This window comes from Gordonia sp. 852002-50816_SCH5313054-c (assembly GCF_001665925.1).
GTDB classification, from domain to species: domain Bacteria; phylum Actinomycetota; class Actinomycetes; order Mycobacteriales; family Mycobacteriaceae; genus Gordonia; species Gordonia jacobaea.
In genome coordinates, this window is sequence record NZ_LZTE01000029.1 from 160,972 (window position 1) to 185,110 (window position 24,139).

The window sequence follows — 24,139 nt, forward strand, 5'->3', positions numbered from 1 at the left end:
GAGGAGATCGCGTCGACGACCGTCTAGTTGACAGATTCATGATTGTGTCTACTCCTCGCCGTCACACTCGGTGAACACTTTGGCAAAAATGTCTACTTTCGTTGATAGAGTTCGGCGCAGAGCCCGCGCCTCTGCGCGTCAGACGATCGAGCGGAGAAACCATGCCACCAGTGCTGACGGTCATCGGTGTCGGCGGAATGGGTGAGGCCATCGCGCGTCGCCTCGGATCTGGTCGGCCGCTGCTGATCGCCGATTACGACGCCGAGCACCTCGCCGAAGTGGCATCCTCGTTGCATCGCTGCGGATTCGACGTGACCGCGCAGACGGTCGACGTCGCCGACCGCGACCAGGTCGCCGCACTCGCCGACCGTGCCGCTTCGCTCGGCGAGGTCACGTCGCTGGTACACACCGCCGGCGTGTCGCCGGCGCAGGCCGCTCCGGAGCGGATCGTCGCTGTGAATCTGGTCGGCACCGCATACGTCATAGAGGAGTTCGGACGGGTCATCGCCGACGGCGGCGCCGGCGTCGTGATTGCCAGCGTCGCGGCACACATCTTCGCCGACGCGGTCACCGCCGAGCAGGGCACAGCGCTCTCGACGCTTCCGGCCAGCGAATTGGCCGGGTTACCCATGTTCTCCTTTCCCGACATGCAATCCGAGTTCGCCTGCGGCCTTGCCTACGGATACAGCAAGCGCGGCAACGTTTTTCGAGTACAGTCCGCTGCGCCGATCTGGGGCGACCGCGGGGCGCGAATCAACTCGGTGTGCCCCGGCGTCACCGCGACCGAGATGGGATGGCGTGAGTTCAATGCCGAGTTCGCGCATTCGAGTTACGAGGCCATGATCGACAAGTGCGCCGCGGGCCGCTTCGGCACGGCCGAAGACATCGCGTCCGCCGTCGAGTTCCTCCTCGATCCGGTGCGCTCCGGTTTCATCACCGGGACCGATATCCTGGTCGACGGTGGTGTTGTCGCCGGAGTACGCAGCGGCCGCATCGAGTTGACGTGAAACGCGATTGACGTGGAGTAGGAGGCATCGTGCAGACAGAGACCACCGGAGCGTCCCGCGCGGTCGAGGTTGCGTCTGCAACCGACCGGATGCTCGATGCCGCCGAGAGCCTGTTGGCGGACAAGGGAATCCGCGCCACCACCATGCAACAGGTCGCGGATGTCGCAGGCGTGTCTCGCGCCTGGCTGTATCGACACTTCCCTGACAAGCAGACCATGGTCGGCGCGACCATCGTCCGACTCAACGAGGCATTCTGGGCCAACGCCCGCACCGAACTCGACACGATCGACGGTTTCGCCGAACAACTCATCGCGGGTGTGCGAATCGGGCGTGGCGCTTACGACGATCCGGGCGCTTTGCTCCTCCGCCTACGCACTGCGGAGCCCGACGAGTTCGCGGCTTGTGCGGGTGCGGGCGTCGCGGGCCTCGTCCCTGACCTCGCCGACTTCTGGCGGCCCTACGTGGAGGCCGCGATCCGCGACGGCGAGGTCGACGCGGGGCACGACCTCGACACGACATCGGAATGGATCGCGCGCATCCTCATCAGCCTGGGCACCGTGCCCGGGACGACGATCGACCCCGACGACCCGCGATCTGTCGCGGTGTACATCCACAACTTCGTGATGCCGGGGCTCAGCGCACAGCCGCGTGCGTGATCGAGTGACCACGCGGCCGATAGCTGGCCGTCATTACCCCATTCAGGAGCGTGTCCCGTGAGCAGCGGATCATATTTCCCCGACGCCGAGGTCGACGAACTGTCGCCGCAGCTACAGAAACTGTTCGGCAAGGCATCCGAGCAACTCGGCTTCGTGCCCAACGTGTTCACGGCGTATGCACATCGCCCGGAGCGATTCTCCGCGTGGTTCAACCACTTTCGACTGGTCACCGAGCCGTCGGAGACGCTCTCGGGCGCAGATCGGGAGATGATCGCGGTGGTGGCGTCGGGGATCAACCGATGCACGTACTGCCTGGTTTCGCACGGTCAGGCGCTACGGCATGAGCTGCACGACGAAGCCAATGCCGACCGGATCACGTTCAACTGGCGTCACGCCGACCTCAGCGATCGGCAGCGCGCCATCTGCGTCTTCGTCGAGAAGCTGACGAGCACACCCGCGACCGTCGAGCGTTCCGACGTCGACGCCCTCGAGGCCGCAGGTTTGGGTCCCGACGACATCTGGGACGTCGTCGAGCTGACCGCGATGTACAACTTCACCAACCGGATCTCCTCTGCCCTCGGGATCGTGCCGAACGCCGAGTACCACTCGCTCGACCGAGGGCCCGCCGCCGGCTGAGGGTGATCTCGACAAGCTCGATCAGCGGGGCTCACCGCTGGTCGAGCGGGCGCGACAACCACCGCTGGTCGAGCGGGCGCGAGCGCAGCGAGCACCCGAGTCGAGACCACCCACCGCCGGGCGAGTGATCTCGACAAGCTCGATCAGCGGGCCTCACCGCTCGTCGAGCGGGCGCGACAACCACCGCTGGTCGAGCGGGCGCGAGCGCAGCGAGCACCCGAGTCGAGACCACCCAGCGCTGGTGGAAGTGATCTCGACAAGCTCGATCAGCGAGGGCTGGCTCGATCAGCGAGGCTCACCGCTCGTCGAGCGGGCGCGACACCCACCGCTGGTCGAGCGGGCGCGAGCGCAGCGAGCACCCGAGTCGAGACCACCCACCGCGGGGCGAAGTGATCTCGACAAGCTCGATCAGCGAGGGCAGCTCGATCAGCGGTGGGGCGGCTCGACCGGCGGACGGGGCGGCTCGACCGGCGGACGGGGCGGCTCGACCGGCGGACGGGGCGGCTCGACCGGCGGACGGGGCGGCTCGATCAGCGGGCGGGCGCGGGCCGATCAGCGGGCCGCGGCGGGCGCGAGGCCTACCTTGCCCGCTAGCTTGGCCAGGTAGGCGGTGGCACGTTCGACGCTGTCGTCGGGGAGGCCGTAGAGCACTGTGGTGACGCCCAGGTCGCGGAACTCCTCGAGCCGTTCGGGGATGGGCTTGAAGTCCAGGACGACGATCTGCGGTTCGCCGGAGCGTCCGGCGTCGGCCCAGATGCGTCGCAGCAGCGCGACCGAACCGGCGATGTCGTCCTCGCCGGGCGTCGTGATCCAGCCGTCGGCGCTGCGCGCGATCCACGTGAAGTTCTTCTCGTTGCCTGCGGCACCGACGAGCGTCGGGATCGCTCCCTGCGGCGGCTTGGGCCATGCCCAGCTCGTGCCGAAATCGACGAACTCGCCGTGATATTCCGCCTCGTCGACCGTCCACAGCTCGCGCATCGCCTCGAGGTACTCCCGCAGCATCGTTCGACGACGCTTCGACGGAACGCCGTGATCGGCGAGTTCGTCGAGGTTCCACCCGAATCCGACGCCGAGCGTCAGCCGGCCGTCGGAGATGTGGTCAAGTGTGGCAAGCGTTTTCGCGAGCGTGATGGGATCAGACTGCACGGGCAACGCAACAGCAGTGGCGAGCTTGATACGCGAGGTGACGGCCGCCGCAGCAGCGAGAGTCGTCCACGGGTCGAGGGTGCGCATGTAACGGTCGTCGGGCAGTGACGAATCGCCGGTCTGCGGGTGCGCGGCGTCGCGTCGGGTGGGGATGTGACCGTGCTCGGGAACGAAATAGGACGCGAACCCCGCCTCCTCGATGAGCGGTGCGAGCACCTGCGGCTTGAGCCCGCGATCACTGGTGAACTGAACGATCCCGAAATCCATACCGCAAGAATAGGCAGACCACTGGACACCTGTCTAGAACATGTTCTAATTTCTGCTTCGCCCAAGCCCAGGCGCTCAGAACACTCCTGCGTCGCGGAAGATCCCGTTGGCCTCACTGCTTCTCGTGACCGCGTCGACGGCAAGGACAACCGCCGCCGACGTCCAACAACTCTTCTCGACCGGCCAGCGTTTACCGTCGTCGAAGACGAGTCCGGTCCAGTACGAGCCGTCGGGGTCGCGCAGATGCTGGATGGATGCGATGAGCTTCACGGCGTCCGCGGTGTCGCCCAGCGCATCGAGTGCGATTGCCAGTTCGCAGGTTTCGGCACCGGTCACCCAGGGCCGGTGGTCGACGCAGCGCGCGCCGAGACCGGGTACGACGAACTCGTCCCAGCGTCGAGCGATCATCTCCTGACCGGCACGACCGCGGACCGCCCCGCCGAGCACCGGGTAGTACCAGTCCATCGAGTGCTCGGACGGCTTCTCGAAAACCTCTGGCCTACAACGAAATGCGTCGCGCAACGCCTCACGGGCACGCACCCACTCGTCGTCGGGTTGCTCCACCTCGGCCGCGATGCGCACTGCACAGTCGAGCGCCTGAAAGATGCTGGCATTCCCTGTGATCAGCGCCTCGTCGAACATGGTGCCGGTCGCGTGGTCGCCCGCCCAGCGGAAGGCGCCGTCGGGACGCTGGAAACGCAGGACGAGGTTGATCGCCGACCACACGACCGGCCACATGCGTTCGAGGAACACGACGTCGCCGGTGATCTGGTAGTGATGCCACACGCCGACAGCGATGTAGGCACAGAAGTTGGAGTCGGTGCCGTGGTCGGTCACGACACCCGAGTCGAAGCGCAGCGGCCACGATCCGTCGTCGCGTTGCGTATGCAGACTCCAGGCGTATGCGGCCTCCGCTTCTGCGTGAAAGCCGGTGACGCTCAGCGCCATTGCCGACTCGATGTGATCCCAGGGATCGGTGCGTCCACCGGGGAACCACGGCAGTGCGCCGGAATTCTCCTGCATGGCGGCGATGGCGGCGCCGGTGGCACGCATCTGCTCACCGGTCACAACACCGGCAATGGCGAGCGCACCGACGTGCGCCTGTGCGGTCATCGACCGGGAGACTGGTCGACGACGCTCGACGTCGGAGTCACGACGCCGCGCTCTCCGGCTTCCGCAGATACAACGCGACCGACTTGCCGATCACGGGGTTGAGAACCTGCTCACCCACACGGGTGAGAGCCGGTGCCGACATCATGTCCCACACCAACAGCTTGTGGTACGCCTGTACCAACGGGTTCTTGTTGTTCTCAACGCCCACAGCACATTTGAGCCACCAGTAGGGGGCGTGCAGGGCATGCGCGTGATCGGTCCCGGTCACCTCGAGGCCCGCCGCACGCAGTTTGTCCGCCAGCTCCGACGCCTTGTAGATCCGGACGTGACCGCCCTCGACCTCGTGGTAGGCGTCCGACAGCGCCCAGCACACCTTCTCGGGCCAGTACCGCGGCACCGTCACAGCGCCGATGCCGCCGGGCTTGAGGATGCGCGCCATCTCGGCGATGGCAGCCTCGTCGGACGGGATGTGCTCCAGGATTTCCGACATCAGCACGACGTCGAAGCTGTTGTCTGCGTACGGAAGTCGCAGAGCATCGCCGACCTCTGCGCGCGCCTTGGCGTCGGCGGGGACCTGACCTTCGGCCATCATCGCGTCGAACATCTCGGCAACGTCGGCCATGTCGCTCTCGGACTGGTCGAACGCGATGACATCTGCACCGCGACGGAACATCTCGAACGAGTGCCTGCCCTGGCCCGCACCGATGTCGATCACCTTCGTGTGCGACCCGACGCCCAAGCGGTCGAAATCAACTGTGAGCATGACTCCCCTTCTCCGAATCCATCGTTACCCCTTGCGAGTTCGCGTCCTCACTACGCACCCGCGCGAGAACCGTCTCGTAATGTGCCGCCGTCTTCGCTGCGACAGCAGCCCAGCTATAGCGATCTTCTACCCGCTCACGCGCGGCCACACCCATTGCGGCGCGGGCGGATTCGTCATCGAGCAGCGTCCCGATCGCCTGCGCGAGTCGTTCGGAATCACGCGGAGGCACCAGCGTAGCCGACCGGCCGTCGGTGCCGACGACCTCGGGGATCGCGCCCGCGTGCGTGGCGACAAGCGGCGTGCCGCAGCTCATGGCCTCCACTGCAGGCAGGGAGAACCCCTCGTACAGCGATGGCACGCAGGCGACCTCGGCGGACGCGAGTAGCTCCGCCATCTCCGAATCCTCCAGCCCGGACACCACGCGCACCCGCGAGGAGATGGCGAGGTCGTCGATCATCTTCGCCGACGGTCCGTCGGGGTCGAGCTTGGAGACCAACGTCAGTTCGACGTCGCGCTCGGCGCTCAACTTGGCGATCGCCTCCAGCAGATACGACACACCCTTGAGAGGGGCGTCGGCGCTGGCAACGCAGACCACGCGACCGGGCACACGCGCCGCAGCGGCCTCGGGGCGGAAGATTGCGGTGTCGACGCCGAGCGGGATGGTCGTGATCCGACCGGCCTCGATGTCGAAGGCCTTGCGGATGTCGACCTCGCTGCTCCGCGACACCGTCAACAACTCCGGAATGCGACGCGAGACCCGACCCTGCATCCGCAGGAACGAATGCCACCGCCACGCGCTGACCTTGCGCCACCCCTTGGCCGCCTTCACCGCCAACGACCGATCACGCGTAATCGGGTGGTGGATCGTCGCGATCAACGGATAGCCCTGCTTCTGGATCTGCAGCAGGCCGTAGCCGAGGCACTGGTTGTCGTGCACGATGTCGAAGTCGTCGCGACGGTCGGCGAGCAGCCGCGCGACACGAAGGCTGAACGTCAGCGGCTCGCCGAAGCTCGCCGTCCACATCGCACCCACCTCGAGGGCGTCGATCCAGTCACGGAATTCACTGGGCCGCGGAGTGCGGAACGGGTCGGGTTCGTCGTAGAGACCGAGGCTCGGGACCTTGGTGAGCGTGACGCCCGCGTCTATCGCCGACTGGTCGAGCTCGGGATACGGCTGTCCCGAAAAGATCTCGACCTGATGCCCCAGCAGCGCCAATTCTCTGCTGAGGTGGCGTACGTAGACGCCTTGCCCACCGCAATGCGGCTTGCTGCGATACGACAGAAATGCCACGCGCACCTTGTGTTTCCACCTCTCCATTCACGGACCGTCTACGGCCCGACGCTGCTACGGCTCGCCGGCCCATTCGACGACTGACCCGGCTCGCTCGACGACGCCGCTGTCACGATCTCGATTCGGCTGCCTCTCGGGACGCCGACTCGAGTTCTTCGATATGCACCAGTTTCACACGACGCCGCCCCGCCGACTTGCCAGCACTGCGTTCGGTGGCGTCGATGTTCTTCCAACCGGGGAGGTCGATGCGATGGGCGCCGTGGTCGGCCACCAGGTCGGCGACGTCGTCTGCCGAGGTAGACGCCTGCGGCAGTACGCCGTCGACGAAGTCGGCGATCACCGATTCCGCTGTCTCCTGCCCGCACAGGCGGTTGCGTCCGATACCGCCGGTGGCGCCGCGCTTGATCCATCCGGTCACGTACAGACCTCGGACGACCTCGCCGTCGACGCTCGATTGCACCCTGCCCTCGACGTTGGGTACCACGCAGCGCACCTCGTCGAACGGGACGTCGTTGATGGGTACGCCGCGATAGCCGATCGCGCGCAGCACGAGGCCGGTCTCGAAGTCGATGCTGTTGTCGGTCGGCATGATCGCGACGTTCTCACCGGCCTCGGTGTAGACGTTGCGCACGGCGTGCAGTTCTTCGACCTTCCCGTCGCCGGTCAGTTCCGTCGGCGACGTCAGGAAGCGGAAGACGATCCGCTTGTTTCCGTCGGTGGTGGGGCGCTGCGCGAACTCCTGCGCGAGTCGCAGCTTGGTTGCGATCGTCGAATCCAAGTGGTCGTCGGAGTGCGCGGCCTCCGACACCGGGTCGAGTGTGAGCTCGGCGGGATCGATGATCACGTCGACACCGTCGACCTCACCCAGCGCAAGGAACTCACTGTTGGTGTAGGCGGCCTGCGCGATTCCGCGTCGGCCGAGGAGCACCACCTCGCGGATGTTCGACTCGCGGAGCGCGGCGAGGGCGTGATCGGCGATGTCGGTCTTGGCGAGGTCGTCGGGATCGGTGACCAGAATGCGTGCGACGTCGAGCGCGACGTTGCCGTTGCCCACGACGACCGCGCGCTCGCCGGACAGATCGAAGGTGAGGTCGGCGAAATCGGGATGACCGTTGTACCAGGCGACGAACTCGGTCGCCGACACCGAACCCGACAGGTCCTCGCCGGCGATACCGAGCCGCTTGTCCGTTGGGGCGCCGACCGCATAGACGACGGCGTTGTAGCGGGCGGTGAGTTCGTCGTGGCTGATGTGTTTACCGACCTCGACGTTGAGGAAGTAGCGGAAGTTGCGCTTGGCCGAGGTCGCCGCGAAGGTCGACTCGACGCCCTTGGTGGCAGCGTGGTCGGGGGCGACTCCCGCGCGCACCAGCCCGTACGGCGTGGGCAGACGGTCGAACATGTCGACAGAGATCTGCGGTTTGCGGACCAGCTCTTCCGCGGCATAGAACGCGGCAGGCCCGGCGCCGACGATGGCGACGCGGACATCTCCCTCGGGGAGTTTGGGGGCCTTCTTCGGGGGAACCAAGCCACCGTCGACGTCGTGATCCTTGTAGTAGTCGGCGTTGATCTGCAGGTAGGGCTCGTCACGCTCGTCGAGCTGGTCGTCGGGAATGATCGCCTCGACGGGGCACTCGTCGATACATGCCCCGCAGTCGATGCAGGTGTCCGGATCGATGTAGAGGCTTTCCGCGGTGAAGAATGTGGGCTCATCCGGCGTCGGGTGGATACAGTTGACCGGGCACACCGCGACGCAGCTCGCATCGTTACAACAGGGGCGTGTGATCACATGGGCCATCTGTGCTGTCCTCGAAGTCAACACGTAGAACGTGTTCTAGTTTTGTGGTGACTGTATCTTAACGACCACACCGTGAGCTACCCGATCGTAACCGTGGCGTGTGAGCCAGCCGACACAGCCGACAGAGGACATCTATTGACCCGCGACAACAGCCAGGCCACCGGCGCAGCACTCCCCGACCGCAAGGACGGCGCGCGCTTCTTCGAGGCGACGTACCGCGTGCGGACCGGCGACGTCGACCAAGACATGCGCGTACGACTCGACGCCGTCGCCAGGTATCTGCAGGACGTCGCCAACGACAACATCGAGGCAACCGAACTCGGCGATTCGGATCCGTTCTGGATTGTGCGGCGGACCGTCGTCGACGTCATCAAGCCCATCTCGTGGCCTGCGACCGTCACCGCGCAGCGGTGGTGCGGGTCGCTCTCGACCCGGTGGACCAACATGCGCGTCCGGCTGACAGCCGAGCACGAGACCAATCGGTTCAACCCCGAACCACGCGAGTCCGGATTGATCGAGACAGAGGCGTTCTGGATCAACGTCAACGACCAGGGCATGCCGTCGCGAATCTCCGACGACGCGTTCGAGCTGCTCTCGTCGATGACCGACGAGCACCGCCTGCGCTGGAAGTCGCTGAATCCGGAGAAGGCTCCCGACGCCGAGGGTGCGTCGGCCGACGACCGCGAACATGTGTTGCGCAGCACCGACTTCGACCCGTTCAAGCACCTCAACAACGCCGCGTACCTCGAGGCGGTCGAGGACGAACTCGTCGATCATCTCGATCTGATCGACGGACCGCACCGGCTGGTGATCGAGTACCTGCGTCCGATCGTCCCCGGCACGCCGATCACGTTGCGGCGCGTCCGGGAACCTGAACGGCTTCTCCTGTGGATGCTCATTCCCGACGACGACGGCGAGGACCAGGTCGCAGCCACCGTGTCGGTGACGAAGCGCTCCGCCGACCAGGCGGCCGGCGATCAGGAGACCGTTGATCAAGAGGCTGTCGATCGGGAGGCCGGCGATCGGGCCGCGTCGGATCGGTCAGTGACCGCCTGACACGCAGAACTCGTTGCCGGCGGGATCTGTCAGCGTGGTCCATCCGAAGCCACCACCAGGGATCTCCCGGTCGCCGAGCTTGGTGGCCCCGTTCATGACGAGAGTGTCGACGATGGCCGGATAGTCGGGCGACGCGAGGTCGAGGTGGATGCGGTTCTTCCCCGGCGTCGGGTCGTCGACTTTCTGGAAGCCGATGGCGGGTCCGCCGTCACGGAGCGCGACGACGACGAAGAATCCGTCATTCTCCGCGACGATCGTGCCGCCGAGATTGGTGGCCCACCAGGTGGCGAGCGAAATTGGCTCGAGCGTGTCGACAGTGATCATGGCAACCGAGAGAGTCATGGACTCACCTTAATCACGATCGGCGTACTAGTCGAACATATGTTTGCTTCTTGTTCATTTGGCGAGCCGTACGTCGAGCAGGTCACCGGTCTCCGACGCGACCACCAGGGCACGCGAATCCGCGGGTTGCACGGCGACGGCCGTCGCCGGTCGGCCGAGTGCAATGCTGCAGTGTGCGCCCGTGCGCACGTCGACGAGGATGAGCGAGCCGAGCGTCGACGTGACAGCGATGGTGTGCGGGTCCAGCGCGGTGAGGTCGTCGAGCAAGCCGGGCAGTGGAGCCGTGAGGTCGGCGACGACACGCATCGAGCCGGGATCGTCGAGCGGTACCGCGACGACCCGTCCCGTTCGGCTTGCCGTGAAGGTCAGGTAGAGGTGGTTGCCGATGACCACCGCACCATTGGGGCTGAACCCGTTGACGGCCCGCGACGTGGCGAACGCCGCGCGGGCCGTATCCGTCCATCGTCGGTCGATGGCGCCACCGGGCGCGACTCGGACAACTCCGAGCGAACTGTCGACGACGTATCCGAACCCGTCCGCGTCGAACGCCAGCCCGTTGGGCATCGCGAACCCGCGTGCATATACCGTCGGATTAGGTTGAGCTGCAAGCGGATCAAGCTTTACGACGACGCCCTTGCGCTCCGTGCCGAACGACAACTGGTCGCCCGAGTTCACGTACAGATCACCGCCTGGACCGACGCGCAACGCGCCGGGCGCCCACACCGGGACGGTTGCGGTGCGCCGTCCGGAGCGGTCGTAGCGTTCCACCGAATTCCCGTAGAGACGTGAGACCCACAGGTTGCCCGAGGGATCGAACGTGAGGTTCTCTGCCCAACCCGTCGGAGACGGCGAGGCAGTCCTGGTGGTGACCGTCGCGCCGGCACACCGGGTGCCCGGGGCCGCGTCGGCGACCGATCCGACGCCCACGATCGCAAGTGCCGCCAGCGCCGGTACGAGTAGCGCACGCAAAAATCGAAACCCGGAGTCTCCCATGGGCATAGATCATGCCTCGGCGAGCGCGGCGGCGCCGGTCGGTGGATATCGGCAGCGACTATTGACCACCGTTGAGGAGTAGTTCCATCAGCTTCGTCGGGGCGGCGCACGGGTCGGCAGCTGCTGCTCCGCCGATCGGTTCGACCCAGAACGTGTAGACGCCACGTGTGGGCGCGCGACTGGTCACGCCGCACACCCCTGGGCGCCTGGGGTCGCGTTGCGTGAACGCAGCCTGACTCACGATGCGGACGTTCTCGGTTGTGTAGCCGAGCCGCTTGGCGGTGTCTTTCTCGACGTTGAAGTCGCCCCATTCGAACCAGTTGAAGGTGACGTTCGCGGCGACCGGCCCGTCGACGATCCATCGGCAGATCGCGCCGTTGAAGGTGCCCCGAGCCGTCGTTCCGCCGACCGCTTTGGCGATCTGAGCTGTCGAGAGCACCTGGCATTCGAGGGTCAACTTGTCGAATCGGTCGGTGTCGACGTTGCCGGGCTGATCGGCGTTGGCCTGTTCGGACGAGACTGCCTGGCCGTCGACGGTGCAGCCCGAAAGCGCGCCGACAAGCACGGCCAGAGCGACAAGCAACGGCACGACGACGCGTCTCACGCGCCTCATGACGCACGCTCGATCGACATCGCGGAGAGCTCACGCGTGGCGTCGCAGATCTGTTGGGTGTCGGGGGCCTGCGCGCTCAGTGATGAGGTACCGGCGCTCACCGACCACTCGAAGAAGTCGGCACCGAAGGCGATTCCGATCTCGCAGATGCCTGTGTCGGATGCGATGAATCCCTTGTGTCCGTTGATTTCTATGTCTTTGGTCGACTCGCGGGAGAGTTGCTCGGTGGCGCGCTCACGTCCGATCGGTGAGCCGCGATACCAGTTGAACGATGCCACCGGTCCGGTGCGATCAGCGCTCGACGACCACTCACACACCGACGAATTGTTCACCGTGTTGGTCAGCGTGCCGAGTTTTGTGAGGTTGTTGACCTCCTCTGTGGTGACGCCTCCGCATTCACCGAAGAACGGACCCGACCCCGCCTTCGCCGGCGGCGCCGCAGCGTTGCCGTTGCTGTTGCCTCCCGAATCGTCGGAGTCCGACGAGCAGGCACTGCCGATCAGCGCGATCACTACCGCCAAGGACACGAGGAAGCCACCGCGCATCAGCTTGTCGATCTCGCGTCGCTCGCGTTTCGTCGGCCGGCCGGCACCGCGATCGCGTCGTGGCTGACTCGCCAGGATCTCCTTGGCAGGCGGGGGTGGGCTCTTGTCGATGTAGCAGGCCGACGCCGCTGCGGGCGACACTCGTTTGGTGATCACCTGGGTCACCTCGACGATGCGCTCACGACCACCCAGCCGGAGCCGCACTTCGTCGCCGATGCTGACGTGTTGCGCGGGCTTCGCGGTCGCCCCGTTGACCCGGACATGACCACCGCGGCATGCGTCACCTGCAGCCGAACGTGTTTTTGTGAGCCGGATGGCCCAGATGTAGGCGTCGACGCGTGCGCTCACCGTCGGGGCCTCGTTGCCCACGAGTGAGCGTCAGCCGTCCGCAGTCGTACTCGCACCGGTTATGCCCTGCTCACTTCTGTCGCGTCAGCACGTAGTACCCGCCTGCGACCATTGCGACGCCGAGCACGATCGCCAGGAACCAATTGGCGAAGATTCCTACCAGGAGAAAGACCACGATGCCGGGTGAGATTGCCACAAGGCTCATTCCGGGATGCTCGCGCACCACTTGCGAGACTGCCTTGCTCTTTGCGGGATCGATCGCCATGACTTCCTCCTAGCGTGCGCCACCGTCGACCGCTTGACTCCGGTGAGCGAGCGGTCGGCGACACATCGGGGCCGAACCTGCTTCGGTGGCTCCACTGTAGCCAACGGGGTTCTCGAGCCTGCCGACGTTTCAGGGTCAAATGGGGTTTTGCGGTCAGTCGTCGCGCCGGGGTGGTTCCACCTCGTCGACGTCGAGGTGTTGTTCGACGTAATCGGCGCTCGGAATGTCGTCGGCTTGTGGCGGTTCGACTCCCGCAAGGGGGTCCACGAACTCGTCGAGCGGCGCATCGTCGGCAAGCGATTCGCCGGGCTCGTCGTCGAGTGGCGCTTCGGGGTCGACGACGCCTTCGGGCAGGTCTTCGCCTGAGATCGGTCCGCTCATCGTCGTCTCCTCGTGTCGAGTGATCGGCCTCTTCCGTTGTAACAAACAGTCAGATCGCGTGGAAGGCTACTGTCCGCCCGCAGCGCTAACGGTCGACTGCGCTGACCCCGATGCGGCTTCGGAGGCATTCGCGTCGGGGGCTTGGGTGTCGGGGGCTTGGGTGTCGGGGGCTTGGGTGTCGAGAGCCTTGGTGTCAGAAGAGTCGGTCGTGGCTTCGGCACTCGGGGAGCTGTTCGACGACGCGTCGGCCCGGTCGCCTGTGCCGTCGGTCGAACGGTGTTTGCCCACGTAGTCGTCGAGCGAGCGATGCTTGCCCACGTATCCTGAAGCGCCGAGACTCGACGAATCCCTCTGCGCGGCATCAGCTGTCGATTCCGGTACCGAAGGAGCGTCGAATTGCTCTGTTGCCGTGCTGCTTTCGTTGGCGGCGATCGGTCCGCTCGAAGCCGCAGGGGTCTCGGTGACGGTCTCTGTGGAAGCAGTGGCCTCGCTCGTGCTGCTCGCACGGAGGGCGGTGATCTTCGACGTGCTAGCGGCGCTGCTCGACCCGCCGAACGGGCCCACCGACGGCACCCCGAACGGGAACGCGATCTCGGGGATGTCGACTGTTGGCAACAACTGCGCCGTGTCGACGTCGCCGAGGGTGATCACGGGAAGTCCCAGATGATTCGGCTTGACCTTGCCGTTGACCGTCACCGTCGGATTGAACGTCACCGACGAGCCGAGCCAGTGCACCACGATGGGCGCCTGCGTGCCGTAATCGCTTGTGAGGGTGAGCAATACAGGTAGACCATACGCATCCGTCCGGTCGCCTCCGACCGTGAGTCGAGTGAAATCCTTGCTGAGAGTAGGAGTTCTACCCTGCAGCAGGTCGCTGATCACGTCCGCGAAAACGCCCGCCGGATCCGAGAGCACCGCGGTCGGGTCGGTGAGTGCGAACTGAACCTCGGGAATCGTCAGGTTGTGCTTGGTCTCGTCGAGCTCGGAGTAGCGAAAATCGAATGTCCCCAGGACATTGCTGCATGCGCCGACACCTTCGGCATAACCTGCGGTCAATCCTCCGTAGCAGCCGACCGACTTCACGCCCGGCACGCTGGTCAAGCGCGGTCCGTCGTGCCAGGCCGTGACATCTGTGGCATCCGTCGTCCATGCGTTCGCCATTCCGAGCACGGCGAACGACCAGGCAGTACGTCCATCTGTCGCCCCCGCGGTCGCGAGACTCACCGGCAGGTAAGCGATCGCCGTCGCCTTGCCCTCGCGACCCGCCAAAGCGAACTCGTAACCCGACCCCTTGACGACGGCCGATCCATGCGCCGTGTTGTTGCCGCTCGGGATGACGGAGATCTCGTCCGGCAGGACCACCGCGACCCCGAGCTTTGTCGCGGCGTCGCAGTTGGCGTTTCCTTTCGTCTCGCCGGTGGCGCAGACGTCGATGTTCCACACGCCCGCGACCGTTCCGGCCCCATCGACGATCGAATTGACGATGTCGTCGGCGACCCCGGCATCCGCGTGCCCTGCCCCGACCGTCTGCCCGAAGCTCAGCGTGGTTGCGGCGGCCACCGCCACGGCGCCGGCGGCGGCTCGCTGACCGGCTTTGCGCTTGCGGCGTCGATCCTGCTTCTCCGCTCGACGAACTCCACCGCGCCGCGCACCGTTCACCGCCGATTGAGCCATGTGGCTTGCCCCCTCCGAGACATCGGCTCGAGTACCGTCCCCGAGCTAGGAGGATTCAATCACCACGATTCGGCGAGAACGGACGGTTTCAAGAAAAGTGCCTCACCACCGCGTGCGGTCGAGCGGACGCCCCGACTCGCCGGCCTGCGCGTCGCATCCGAATCCGACCACCCAGTCGCCATCGGCGAGCTCGACCTTGCCGAGCATCATCGGTTGCGGCAGCGCGGCGAGGAACTCGCCCAGCGCCGCGGGCGACAGGACCCAGCTCTCCCCTTCGATGACACGACCCGCATCGAGGTCGCGGATCAAACCCGGCTTGGGCGGCGTCGTATCCAGTGCCACAAGACGATACGACGGCGCTGTGCGTACTTCCCTACCCCAGCGCGCGCCGCGGTCGCTGAGCTCGTGCGTCAGCGGGCCACCAGCCATGTGTGCGCCGAACACGGCGAGCTCGACCGATGGCGCGACCCGCTCGGGCCACGTGGGTGCCGACGCGCCGTGCCGGGAATCGGCTGCCGAAACCCGCAGTCGCCGAGCAAGATCGATGAGGACCGCGTCCTCGTGTGCACCCGCGAGGAGCGTGATACCGAACTGGGATCGGGTTCCGTCGGCCTCGTCGACGACGCCTGCCGGGACCGCCAATCCGCAGAGGTCGAACAGATTGCAAAAGTTCGTGTACGTGCCCATCCGGCTGTTGACGCTGATCGGGTCGGCGGCGACCTCGTCGATCCGTGGGTGGAACGGCGCGGTCGGCACCATCAGTGCCGTCGCGTCACCCCATTGCTCCATCGCCAACGCCCTGAGCTCGGCGAGTCGACGTCGCGCACGGAGCAGATCGACGGCGGTGTAGCCGGATGCCTTCGACACGATCTGTGCCACAACGGGATCGAGTCCGACATCGTCGGAGTCCGCTGCGCTGTCGATGAACTCACCGACGGCGTCGTAACGTTGCGACACGAGGGCGTCGTCGTAGAGCAGTCGTGCTGCGGCGAGGAAGGGCGTCAGGTCGACCGTCTTGATCATGAAGCCCGCAGCCTCGGCCGCGGCCACAGCCTCACGGAAGGCGTCGCGCCAGCGGTCGTCGAGCTCGGGGAGGTCGGCGGGCACCGCAATGATCGGAGCCTCGGGCGCTGCAAGCCGACTCTCGGTGTCGAATGGCCGCTCGCCGGTTGCCTCGGCCATCACTGCGGTGGCCAGGTTCGCAAGCTCGAGGTCGGCGGCAAAGATCGTCGGGACGTCGTAGTCGGCACACGCGGGCACGATCCCGTCGGTGGAGATCGCGCCAACGGTCGGCTTCACGCCGACTATCCCCTGCAGACCTGCCGGAACACGGCCCGACCCTGCGGTGTCGGTACCGATCGCGATGTCGGCGAAACCGAGTGCGACGGCAACCGCAGAACCGGAACTCGACCCGCCGGAGATTCGATCGGTGCGCCGTGAATCACGCACGGCGCCATAGGGACTACGGGTTCCGACGAGACCGGTGGCGAACTGGTCGAGGTTGGTCTTTCCGATGACGACCGCGCCGGCCTTGCGCAGCGCGGCAACCGTGGGCGCATCTGCATCGGGCACGTAGGCATACCCGGGACACGCTGCGGTCGTGGGCAATCCCGCGACGTCGACGTTGTCTTTCACGGCGAGGGTCACTCCGGCCAGCGGTCCATCGCTCGCCACGGATTGCTGGTAGTCGCGTGCGACGTCGGCCTGCGGGCGAAGGGTGATGAACACCTCGGGCCGGTCGGCGTCGCGGATCGCGGTGTAGATGTCGTCGATCTTGGTCATGCGACCTTCCCCTTCGGATCGGAGCTGTCGGTCTCATTCTGCTCGGTCGTCGTGAACTCTCCGGCCAAGGACCATCGTTCACGCTCTTCGGCGCGCGCGTACTCCATCGTCGTGCGGGATGCGGCAATGGCGTCGGCGTTGTCGGCGAGGAAGCGCTCGTGTTCTGCCAATGAGAAGGTGCCTTCGGTGATTTTCACGCTGTCGCCGCGGCCCGCCGCGACGTCGGCCCGCATGTCCAGCAGTTCGTCGGCGCCGACCGGGTACCACTTGATGCGGTCGAAGAAGCGGAGCAGCCAGGGATGTTCAGGATCGAACCCTGGAGCCTGCTGCGGATAGCGATGGTTCCAGACCTGCGTGGTGCGGCCGACGAACTGGTAGCCGCCAGGCCCCTCCATCCCGTAAATACACAGGTAGGCACCCCCGATGCCGACAGCGTTCTCGGGGGTCCAGGTGCGTGCCGGGTTGTACTTCGTCGTGACCAGCCGGTGCCGGGGGTCGAGCGGAACTGCCACGGGCGCACCGAGATACACGTCTCCGAGACCGAGGACGAGATAGTCGGCGTCGAACACGATCCGATGCACGTCGTCGACCGAGTCGAGTCCGTTCATCCGTCGGATGAACTCGATGTTCCACGGACACCAGGGTGCGTCGGAGCGTACACCGAGCATGTAGCGCTCGATCGCCTCGCGCGTGGCCGGGTCGTCCCACGACAGCGGCAGATGCACTGTGCGGCTAGGTACTACGAGTTCCGACGCTGCCGGCAACTGGCTCTCACACTCGATGAGCCAGTCCCGCATGGCGAGCTGCGACCACTTCGTCGGATCTGCTTTCACCTGAAGCGATCTGATCCCAGGCGTCAGGTCGACGAGGCCCGCGGGGTTCTCCGCTTCGATACGCTCGGCGAGCGCATGCACACGGGCACGAAGAGCGAGATCGAGTCGCATGTCGCCGTATTCGACGAGGATGTTGTCGTCTCCGCTGCGGCGGTAGGTCACCGACGTGGTGCCGTCGGCCGTCGTCGTGGTTCCCAGGATTCCGCTGTCGGAATCGCCTCCGCGAGAGAGCACGTCGACGAAGCACGCTCTGCGTGCCAGACCCAGTTCTGCCGGCGACGCCGCCTCCGCCGCCTTGACCGCGACGAACCGCACCGTGTCACCGGGCTTGAGCTGCCCGAGTTTCCAGCGCTCCGACGCCGTCACCGTCACCGGGCAGACGAACCCGCCGAGGCTCGGTCCGTCCGGACCGAGCAGGATCGGGGTGTCGCCGGTGAAGTCCAGCGCTCCAACCGAATACGCGTTGTCGTGAATGTTCGACGGATGCAGCCCTGCCTCGCCGCCGTCGGTCCGCGCCCACTGCGGTTTGGGACCGACCAGGCGGATGCCGGTGCGGTCGGAGTTGAAGTGCACCTGATAGTCGGTGCCCATGATCTCGGCGATGTCGGTTGGCGTGAAGAACTCCGGGGCCGAGTGCGGTCCGACTGTCACCCCGAGCTGCCATGCATTCGTGAACGCGGGCTGCTCCTCGGTGAGAATCCGCGTCGGGTTCCCGGTCGGGAGACCCGCGCGCGCCAGAATGTCACCGTCGGCGAGGACGCGACCGTCGAGTCCGCCGAACTTGCCCATCGTGAAGGTGGACCGGCTGCCGAGGTACTCCTCGGCCTCGACACCCCCGGAGATCGCGATGTACACGCGAAGTCCGAGCGAGCCGACGGCTCCGACGTCGAGCACACCGCCCGCCGGCACTGTGAGCGGGACCCATTGGGGCACAACGACTCCGTCGAGGGTCAACGCGACCGGAGCGCCGGTCACGGCAACCGTTGCCGACGTCGAGAAGCGCAGGCGCGGTCCGAGCATCGTCACTTCGAGCCCCGCGGCGTCGACCGGATTTCCGACGGCCATGTTGGCGAGCCGGAAGGACAGGTCGTCCATCGGACCCGACGGCGGGACCCCGACCTTCCAGTAACCGACGCGGCCGGGCCAATCCTGGATGGTGGTCATGGGTCCGGCGCGTAGCACGTCGACGCCGTCGAACTGTGTTGTCTGGCTGTTCATCTCGTCTCCTGGCGGTCGGTACTCGGTCAGCCCCGCGGCCGCGTGACGATCACGCGGACGGCAGTCGGCTCGAATCCGTTGCAGGGGTTGTTGATCTGGGGGCAGTTGGACACGAGCACGAGGGTGTCGACCTCGGCGCGCAGTGCGAGGCGCTTGCCCGGTGCGGACAGGCCGTCGACGATTCCGAGTGCACCGTCGGGGTCGACGGGCACGTTCATGAAGAAGTTGACGTTCCCGACGAGATCTCGCTTGCCGAGGCCGTGACGTGAGCCGCCGATGAGGAAGTTCTCGACACACGCGTGCTGATGCTTGGTGTGGTGGCCGTAGCGCAGCGTGTTGGACTCCTGCGAGCACGCACCGCCGAGGGTGTCGTGATTGCCGACCTCGTCGGCGACGATCGTCATCATCGGCTGCGACTCCTGGTCGCGGATGACCGTGCCGGTGGTCAGGAAGATATTCCCCTGCGCGGCAATGGTTGTCTGCGCCGAGTAGCGGATCGAGTGGTCGTGACCGCCGTAGAACAGCGTGTCGACGGCCTGGTTGCCGTGGAGGTCGACGATGGTCGCAACGTCGCCCGCGGCAACGACTTCCGACCAGGGAGCGCGCTCCGCGACGATGCCGTCGTAGATGACGTCGCCGGGCACGAGCGCGAGGTCGGCCGCCGGGGCGGTGGTGGGATTGATCGTGGTGGTCATGATTGGTCCTTGCGTTCGGATGTGTTGAGTTCGGGGGTGGGGTGGTGGTTTCGACACGCCGCTCGTTCCTCGCGGCTGCTCAACCAGCGGGAACCGGCTCGCTCTCGGCGCTGCTCAACGGTTCCGCTGGTTGAGCCGGGCGCCAGCCTCCCGCTGGTTGAGCCGGGCGCGAGCGCAGCGAGCACCCGAGTCGAAACCACTGGTGTTCCGCCGGTTGAGCCGGGCGCGAGCCTCCCGCTGGTTGAGCGGGCGCGAGCGCAGCGAGCACCCGAGTCGAAACCACTTCGCGTCAGAAGCGCGTCGCGCCGTACACGTCTTCGCTGTTGGCGACGGCTCGCTGGTATTCGGGGTCGCGGTCGGCCACGCCGGCAAGCAGCGCGTCGAGGTCGTCGGTGGCACGCCAGGCGAGCACTTCGAGAGGCCCCGAACGGAACTCCGCGCTGGGGTCCAGCGGGTGCGCGGTATTGGCGATCGCCACGATGCACGGTAGGTGCAGAAGCAGGTCGACGCTCTTGTCTGCGCCCGCGCTCCCCTGGAACTCGAACGATCCCTCGTCGTCGACCTTCACTCCCTCGAAGAGCGAGAGCGATGGCGCCACATCGGTGGGCGTCAATCCGTTCTTGGCCGCAGCCAGCTTGAGAAGCTCACGCCCCGCGGGAGTCGTCGAATATGCCTCTCCGTGGCCGTATTTGGCGGCGTTGTCGGCGAGTGTGGTTGTGCCCGTGAGCGCGTCGTGGTTCGCGCTGGTGTCATCGACGATGGTGGCGAGCACCCTGCCCTGATCGCTCAGCAGCGGGTGACCGGTGGTGAGGTAGGCCTGCCAGGGCACCTTGACGGTGTCGGCGACGTTCAGGCGCTCCCACGGGGCGTCGACGCGCCACAGGAGCAGGTGTGCACACGCGTCACCGGTGATGTCGCGCAATCGGATTCGGGTCCCGCGGGCGAGTACCTTGGTGGTGTACCTGCCGCCTGGAACCGTCTCGGCCCAGGTGAGCGTCGACGAGTCGACGTCGGTGATCGTCGTCGGCCAGTCGGTGGCGGGCACCACGGGCATGGAGTCGGTGATGGCTCCCGCCTGTGCACGAGCATGCGCGCGAGCACCGGCGGTGGAGGATGTAGAGGTGGTGGTCGAGGTGGTCATGTCGACGTCCTTCGAGAATGAGCTGGCGAGGTTCCGGGTCGTCCCGGTGGTCGGCTGCACGGACTCGATACGGTCCGGCAGGGCGTCGTCGCTCGGTTGACAAACCGATCAGTTGATCGATATTGCGGCAATCGCTACGAGCGCTTGCGTCCGACTAGTGCGTCTTCGGGTTCCGGCGCTCCCGGCTGTCCCTTGACCTTGAGGTACGCGAGGAATCCGACGATCAGCGTCGCCGCGACGAAGAGGATCGCGAAGTACTGCAGTACCCAGTTGCCGCCGTCGGGGTCGTAGACCTCCGCGCGAGGCCAGGCGATGTTCACCATCAGCAGGCCACCCATGACGACGGCGATGATGTTGACCGGGATGCCCCGCTTGCCGAGGCCGAAAACCGGTCGGCCGTGGCTCAATTCGGTTCCGCGCAGGCGATGGATGAGTGCGGGCACCGTGACCATCAGGTAGGCGAGGTACACGATGACCACCGACACGCTGGTGATCGCAGCGAAGACGCCCGCCTGCCCGAGGTTGACGAGCAAGATCAGAATCGCCAACGCCGAGACGACGATGCCGGTGATGACGGGAGTTCCGGTGCGCGGGTTGACCTTTGCCAGTGCTGAACCGAAGGGGAGGCGATTGTCGCGTGCCATCGAGAACATCACTCGGGATGCCGACGCCTGAATGGCGAGAGTCGCGGAGAAGATCGAGATCGCGACGATGATCAGCAGCGCCTTACCGAGGACGGTGTTGAGTTGCGAGGTGATGACCCAGGCGATTCCCTGAGCGGAGAGTTCCGGCGCACCGAGTGACGGAGCGGCCATGAGCGCACCGATGATCATCAGACCTCCGCCGACGAACGAGACGAGCAGCGCGTTGATGATCGCCTTCGGCGCGGTGCGTCGAGGATCTTTGGTCTCTTCGGAAAGCTCTGCAGCGCTGTCGAATCCGTACATCACGTAGCAGGCCATGAGCATCGAAGCGAGGAAGGCCGGGAAGTAGCCGAGTCCCTGTCCGTGTTCTCCGGTGTTCGCGATCGCCGCCGCGGGTGAGCGTTCCGCCTTGATGAACATCGCGACGACGAGCGCCACGACGCCGATGATCTCGATGGTCACGCCCGTGACGGTGATCTTGCCCATGAAGCTCACGCCGACGCCGCTGATGATCGTGCAGCCGATGATCGTGATGGTGCCCAGGATGATCGCATTCGTAGCACCCGAGACGGACGTGAGACTTGTGTCGTCGCCGACGAATTGGAAGCCCGACCAGATCTCGGGAAGCACGCTCTGCATCGCGATGGCCAGTGCCGCGACACTGACGATGTAACCGACGAGCATGAACCAACCGGCGAACCAGCCGACTCCGTCACCGGCGAGTCGTCGAGACCATTGGTAGACGGCTCCGGCGACGGGGAACTTCCCGGAGAGCTCCGCGAAGACGAGGCACACGCAGAATTGGCACACGAAGACGATCGGCCAGGTCCAGAAGAACGCGGGACCGCCCAGACCGAAGCCGAGCGCGAACAGCGCGAACACGGTGGTGAGGATCGAGACGAACGAGAAGCCGGAGGCGAATGCGGCATATCCTCCGATGCCGCGGTGCAACTCCTGCTTGTAGCCGAGTTGGGCGAGTGAGTCGGCGTCGTCGACGTCGCTCGTAGGCGAGGTGCCGGCGGGAGCCTTGGAGTCGGGTTGTGCGGTGGAGGTCATCGTCAGTTCCTTCGAGGTGAGGCTCCACATTGAGCGGGTTTATCTGCCAGTTGATAGATAACGCCCGAGCTTTTTCTATCGGGTGACAGATATGTTGCGGGGATGGAAACTCACGCTACGAGCGTGTTACGAGGTCCAGGTCGCTTCGACCCCACGCGTTGCGGCGGGCTCAGATCGCGAAATTCCCGCGAATCGGTCGGACTAGACTCGATGACGCTATCGCCGCAACCCACGCCTCGGCACGAATGAAAGAGCTTCCAGATGAGTACTGCGTCCCGGCAAGGCCGAGTGGCGCCAGGCCCCGGCCGACCGCGCCTCGTCGAACAGCGCAGGCGGGGCGCCACCGCGCGTGAGGAAATCCTCGACGCCGCAGCCGAACTCTTCTGCCGCCACGGTTACACCGGGACGTCGACACGCATGATCGCCGAGGCCGTCGGCATCCGCCAGGCGTCGATGTACCACTACTTCAAGAACAAGGACGACATTCTCGCCGCACTGCTCGACGCCACCGTCGTCGGATCTCTCGAGCGCGCAAGAGAACTGCTCGACGACGACCGCGCACCCCTCGACCGACTCCTCGACCTCGCACGATTCGACGCCACACAGCTCGTCGACGAACGCTGGAACCTCGGCTCGCTGTACCTGCTCCCGGAGGTGGGCGACGACCGTTACGCCCAATTCCGCACAGCGCGAAGCGAACTCGCCGCCGCCTACGAAACCCTCGCCGCGGCTGTACTCGACGACCCCACAGACACCCGCAGCCTGCTCCCCTTCCGCCTCGTCGAATCGATGATCATGCTCCGCTCCGACGAGCAACGCGACGAACTCGACGGCCGCACCGCCGCCGACCTCGTCGACACGATTGTGGGCGCGATCGAGATGCTGCTCACGCACCGCAGCCGCGACTGACGCTCGGGAGCGTCGGCTCGATCGGCAGTGCAGACGCGCGGAGCCCCGGGCGGCATCCGGCGGCGTCGACGGCAGATAGGCTGACAGCCATGGCAGGGCACAGCATGGAGTTCGACCCGATCGCCGAGGCGAAGGCCAATTGGACGTCGGCCGGCTGGGGCGACGTCGCAGACGGGATGGTCGCGGTGACGTCCGTGATGCGGGCCCACCAGATCCTGCTGGCCCGCGTCGAATCGTCGCTCCGCCCTTACGATCTGACCTTCTCGCGCTACGAATTACTTCGGCTGCTTGCCTTTTCGCGCAACGGTGCACTGCCGATCACCAAGGCCAGCGACCGCCTACAGGTGCACGTCACCAGCGTCACCCATGCGATTCGACGCCTCGAGGAGGCGCAACTCGTTCGACGCCTCCCCCACCCCACCGACGGCCGCACCACGCTCGTCGAGATCACCGACCTGGGCCGCTCGACGGTCGAAGACGCCACCGCGACGCTCAACCGCGAGGTGTTCGCCGATGTGGGAATGACCTCGGACCAGATCAGCGGCCTCGTCGACGCGATCCACGAGCTGCGCCACAACGCAGGCGACTTCTGAGCCTGGATCGCCCCGCACCTGGATCGCGTCCCGATCAGGGTGTTGCGTCGAGTGCGGTCATGCTGAAAAGCCGTGGCATCCCGGTGGTATGCGAAGCGTCGATCTCGACGGCGAGCATCGCGGCGGGAAACGCGACGTCGATCAGGTAGTCGCCCTCCGCCGCGAAGCCGTTCGGCCGCCGATCGAGCCCCACCCCGCCGATCGAGCCCACCCGCTGATCGAGCCTGTCGAGATCACCCACCGGGCCCAGTGCTCTCGACCCGGGTGCTCCGCTGGTCGGGGCCCGCGCCACCTTGCCCAACGCCCACCAAACACCACACCCGCACAGCGCGTACACAACTCGGTCGTCAGCGCGACGCCAAGACAATAATCTCCTC

Annotated in this window: 24 protein-coding genes; 6 read left to right on the forward strand and 18 right to left on the reverse strand. The window is 65.9% G+C overall.

Translation table 11 applies throughout. The features are described from left to right. The first annotated feature begins 161 nt into the window (after positions 1-161). The 3 genes from A5788_RS05110 (at position 162) to A5788_RS05120 (ending at position 2,299) form a co-directional block, all read left to right on the forward strand. Positions 162-1,007, forward strand: coding sequence for an SDR family oxidoreductase (locus tag A5788_RS05110; RefSeq protein WP_064866460.1), 846 nt, complete (start codon positions 162-164; stop codon positions 1,005-1,007). A gap of 89 nt (positions 1,008-1,096) precedes the next feature. Next, complete coding sequence (locus A5788_RS05115; RefSeq protein WP_064866494.1) at positions 1,097-1,663, forward strand: TetR/AcrR family transcriptional regulator; 567 nt, start codon at positions 1,097-1,099, stop codon at positions 1,661-1,663. A 57-nt stretch (positions 1,664-1,720) separates the two neighbouring features. Further along, the gene (locus A5788_RS05120) at positions 1,721-2,299 is read left to right on the forward strand and encodes a peroxidase-related enzyme (RefSeq protein WP_064866458.1); all 579 of its coding nucleotides are present in this window, start codon (positions 1,721-1,723) and stop codon (positions 2,297-2,299) included. Positions 2,300-2,851: 552 nt separating this feature from the next. Here the strand turns inward: A5788_RS05120 and A5788_RS05130 are convergent. The 5 genes from A5788_RS05130 to A5788_RS05150 form a co-directional block, all read right to left on the reverse strand. Continuing rightward, positions 2,852-3,712, reverse strand: a complete 861-nt coding sequence (locus tag A5788_RS05130) for an LLM class F420-dependent oxidoreductase (protein WP_064866455.1) — start codon at positions 3,710-3,712, stop codon at positions 2,852-2,854. Between the two features lie 75 nt (positions 3,713-3,787). Further along, positions 3,788-4,825, reverse strand: a complete 1,038-nt coding sequence (locus tag A5788_RS05135; protein ID WP_064866453.1) for a hypothetical protein — start codon at positions 4,823-4,825, stop codon at positions 3,788-3,790. A gap of 37 nt (positions 4,826-4,862) precedes the next feature. Continuing rightward, complete coding sequence (locus A5788_RS05140; RefSeq protein WP_064866451.1) at positions 4,863-5,588, reverse strand: class I SAM-dependent methyltransferase; 726 nt, start codon at positions 5,586-5,588, stop codon at positions 4,863-4,865. Then, entirely contained in the window at positions 5,575-6,885 is a 1,311-nt protein-coding gene (locus A5788_RS05145; protein ID WP_064866492.1) for a glycosyltransferase family 4 protein, read from the reverse strand. Before A5788_RS05145 ends, A5788_RS05140 begins: the two co-directional genes overlap by 14 nt. A 103-nt stretch (positions 6,886-6,988) precedes the next feature. Beyond that, positions 6,989-8,674 carry an FAD-dependent oxidoreductase gene (locus A5788_RS05150; RefSeq protein WP_064866449.1) on the reverse strand — a complete coding sequence of 562 codons (1,686 nt, stop codon included), beginning with the start codon at positions 8,672-8,674 and terminating at the stop codon, positions 6,989-6,991. 135 nt (positions 8,675-8,809) lie between these two features. Here A5788_RS05150 and A5788_RS05155 point away from each other — a divergent pair, with 135 nt between their 5' ends. Continuing rightward, positions 8,810-9,730, forward strand: a complete 921-nt coding sequence (locus A5788_RS05155; protein WP_231894104.1) for an acyl-[acyl-carrier-protein] thioesterase — start codon at positions 8,810-8,812, stop codon at positions 9,728-9,730. On the opposite strand, the gene A5788_RS05160 is transcribed toward A5788_RS05155, so the two are convergent. From A5788_RS05160 to A5788_RS05215, 12 genes are all read right to left on the reverse strand, one after another. Then, the gene (locus A5788_RS05160; protein ID WP_064866445.1) at positions 9,716-10,072 is read right to left on the reverse strand and encodes a VOC family protein; all 357 of its coding nucleotides are present in this window, start codon (positions 10,070-10,072) and stop codon (positions 9,716-9,718) included. The two genes, A5788_RS05155 and A5788_RS05160, sit on opposite strands and share 15 nt — an antisense overlap. Positions 10,073-10,126: 54 nt before the next feature. Then, entirely contained in the window at positions 10,127-11,071 is a 945-nt protein-coding gene (locus A5788_RS05165; protein ID WP_156525448.1) for an SMP-30/gluconolactonase/LRE family protein, read from the reverse strand. A 52-nt stretch (positions 11,072-11,123) separates the two neighbouring features. Beyond that, complete coding sequence (locus A5788_RS05170; protein ID WP_064866443.1) at positions 11,124-11,678, reverse strand: DUF3558 domain-containing protein; 555 nt, start codon at positions 11,676-11,678, stop codon at positions 11,124-11,126. Then, on the reverse strand, positions 11,675-12,571 hold the full coding sequence (locus A5788_RS05175; protein ID WP_049699019.1) for a DUF3558 family protein: 897 nt from the start codon (positions 12,569-12,571) through the stop codon (positions 11,675-11,677). Before A5788_RS05175 ends, A5788_RS05170 begins: the two co-directional genes overlap by 4 nt. 70 nt (positions 12,572-12,641) lie before the next feature. After that, positions 12,642-12,836: a hypothetical protein gene (locus tag A5788_RS05180; RefSeq protein WP_064866441.1), complete on the reverse strand. Its 195-nt coding sequence runs from the start codon at positions 12,834-12,836 to the stop codon at positions 12,642-12,644. 153 nt (positions 12,837-12,989) lie between these two features. Further along, complete coding sequence (locus A5788_RS05185) at positions 12,990-13,217, reverse strand: hypothetical protein (RefSeq protein WP_064866439.1); 228 nt, start codon at positions 13,215-13,217, stop codon at positions 12,990-12,992. 66 nt (positions 13,218-13,283) lie between these two features. Then, complete coding sequence (locus A5788_RS05190) at positions 13,284-14,891, reverse strand: hypothetical protein (RefSeq protein ID WP_064907285.1); 1,608 nt, start codon at positions 14,889-14,891, stop codon at positions 13,284-13,286. 102 nt (positions 14,892-14,993) lie between these two features. After that, complete coding sequence (atzF, locus tag A5788_RS05195; RefSeq protein ID WP_064866435.1) at positions 14,994-16,673, reverse strand: allophanate hydrolase; 1,680 nt, start codon at positions 16,671-16,673, stop codon at positions 14,994-14,996. Continuing rightward, positions 16,670-18,724, reverse strand: a complete 2,055-nt coding sequence (locus tag A5788_RS05200; protein ID WP_064866433.1) for a 5-oxoprolinase/urea amidolyase family protein — start codon at positions 18,722-18,724, stop codon at positions 16,670-16,672. Before A5788_RS05200 ends, atzF begins: the two co-directional genes overlap by 4 nt. A 26-nt stretch (positions 18,725-18,750) precedes the next feature. After that, positions 18,751-19,419, reverse strand: a complete 669-nt coding sequence (locus A5788_RS05205) for an urea amidolyase associated protein UAAP2 (RefSeq protein WP_064866431.1) — start codon at positions 19,417-19,419, stop codon at positions 18,751-18,753. A 289-nt stretch (positions 19,420-19,708) separates the two neighbouring features. Further along, positions 19,709-20,560: an urea amidolyase associated protein UAAP1 gene (locus tag A5788_RS05210; protein ID WP_064866488.1), complete on the reverse strand. Its 852-nt coding sequence runs from the start codon at positions 20,558-20,560 to the stop codon at positions 19,709-19,711. A gap of 134 nt (positions 20,561-20,694) precedes the next feature. Continuing rightward, positions 20,695-22,260, reverse strand: coding sequence for an amino acid permease (locus A5788_RS05215; protein WP_064866486.1), 1,566 nt, complete (start codon positions 22,258-22,260; stop codon positions 20,695-20,697). A 261-nt stretch (positions 22,261-22,521) separates the two neighbouring features. Here A5788_RS05215 and A5788_RS05220 point away from each other — a divergent pair, with 261 nt between their 5' ends. Together A5788_RS05220 and A5788_RS05225 are read left to right on the forward strand one after the other, a co-directional pair. Beyond that, positions 22,522-23,169 (forward strand): TetR/AcrR family transcriptional regulator, encoded by a 648-nt coding sequence (locus A5788_RS05220; RefSeq protein WP_064866429.1) that lies wholly within the window; start codon positions 22,522-22,524, stop codon positions 23,167-23,169. A gap of 89 nt (positions 23,170-23,258) precedes the next feature. Continuing rightward, entirely contained in the window at positions 23,259-23,762 is a 504-nt protein-coding gene (locus A5788_RS05225; protein WP_049698724.1) for a MarR family transcriptional regulator, read from the forward strand. Positions 23,763-23,796: 34 nt separating this feature from the next. On the opposite strand, the gene A5788_RS24030 is transcribed toward A5788_RS05225, so the two are convergent. Next, a complete protein-coding gene (locus A5788_RS24030; protein WP_064866427.1) occupies positions 23,797-24,003 on the reverse strand; it encodes a hypothetical protein in 207 nt (68 codons plus the stop codon). Positions 24,004-24,139: the final 136 nt, after the last annotated feature.

What these genes read in the sequence shown, in the direction of transcription:
- A5788_RS05110 (WP_064866460.1), top strand. Translation starts at nt 162, where the DNA reads ATGCCACCAGTGCTGACGGTCATCGGTGTCGGCGGAATGGGTGAGGCC.
- A5788_RS05115 (WP_064866494.1), top strand. Translation starts at nt 1,097, where the DNA reads ATGCTCGATGCCGCCGAGAGCCTGTTGGCGGACAAGGGAATCCGCGCC.
- A5788_RS05130 (WP_064866455.1), bottom strand. Translation starts at nt 3,712, where the DNA reads ATGGATTTCGGGATCGTTCAGTTCACCAGTGATCGCGGGCTCAAGCCG.
- A5788_RS05135 (WP_064866453.1), bottom strand. Translation starts at nt 4,825, where the DNA reads ATGACCGCACAGGCGCACGTCGGTGCGCTCGCCATTGCCGGTGTTGTG.
- A5788_RS05140 (WP_064866451.1), bottom strand. Translation starts at nt 5,588, where the DNA reads ATGCTCACAGTTGATTTCGACCGCTTGGGCGTCGGGTCGCACACGAAG.
- A5788_RS05150 (WP_064866449.1), bottom strand. Translation starts at nt 8,674, where the DNA reads ATGGCCCATGTGATCACACGCCCCTGTTGTAACGATGCGAGCTGCGTC.
- A5788_RS05160 (WP_064866445.1), bottom strand. Translation starts at nt 10,072, where the DNA reads ATGACTCTCTCGGTTGCCATGATCACTGTCGACACGCTCGAGCCAATT.
- A5788_RS05165 (WP_156525448.1), bottom strand. Translation starts at nt 11,071, where the DNA reads ATGCCCATGGGAGACTCCGGGTTTCGATTTTTGCGTGCGCTACTCGTA.
- A5788_RS05170 (WP_064866443.1), bottom strand. Translation starts at nt 11,678, where the DNA reads ATGAGGCGCGTGAGACGCGTCGTCGTGCCGTTGCTTGTCGCTCTGGCC.
- A5788_RS05180 (WP_064866441.1), bottom strand. Translation starts at nt 12,836, where the DNA reads ATGGCGATCGATCCCGCAAAGAGCAAGGCAGTCTCGCAAGTGGTGCGC.
- A5788_RS05185 (WP_064866439.1), bottom strand. Translation starts at nt 13,217, where the DNA reads ATGAGCGGACCGATCTCAGGCGAAGACCTGCCCGAAGGCGTCGTCGAC.
- A5788_RS05190 (WP_064907285.1), bottom strand. Translation starts at nt 14,891, where the DNA reads ATGGCTCAATCGGCGGTGAACGGTGCGCGGCGCGGTGGAGTTCGTCGA.
- atzF (WP_064866435.1), bottom strand. Translation starts at nt 16,673, where the DNA reads ATGACCAAGATCGACGACATCTACACCGCGATCCGCGACGCCGACCGG.
- A5788_RS05200 (WP_064866433.1), bottom strand. Translation starts at nt 18,724, where the DNA reads ATGAACAGCCAGACAACACAGTTCGACGGCGTCGACGTGCTACGCGCC.
- A5788_RS05205 (WP_064866431.1), bottom strand. Translation starts at nt 19,419, where the DNA reads ATGACCACCACGATCAATCCCACCACCGCCCCGGCGGCCGACCTCGCG.
- A5788_RS05210 (WP_064866488.1), bottom strand. Translation starts at nt 20,560, where the DNA reads ATGACCACCTCGACCACCACCTCTACATCCTCCACCGCCGGTGCTCGC.
- A5788_RS05215 (WP_064866486.1), bottom strand. Translation starts at nt 22,260, where the DNA reads ATGACCTCCACCGCACAACCCGACTCCAAGGCTCCCGCCGGCACCTCG.
- A5788_RS05220 (WP_064866429.1), top strand. Translation starts at nt 22,522, where the DNA reads ATGAGTACTGCGTCCCGGCAAGGCCGAGTGGCGCCAGGCCCCGGCCGA.
- A5788_RS05225 (WP_049698724.1), top strand. Translation starts at nt 23,259, where the DNA reads ATGGCAGGGCACAGCATGGAGTTCGACCCGATCGCCGAGGCGAAGGCC.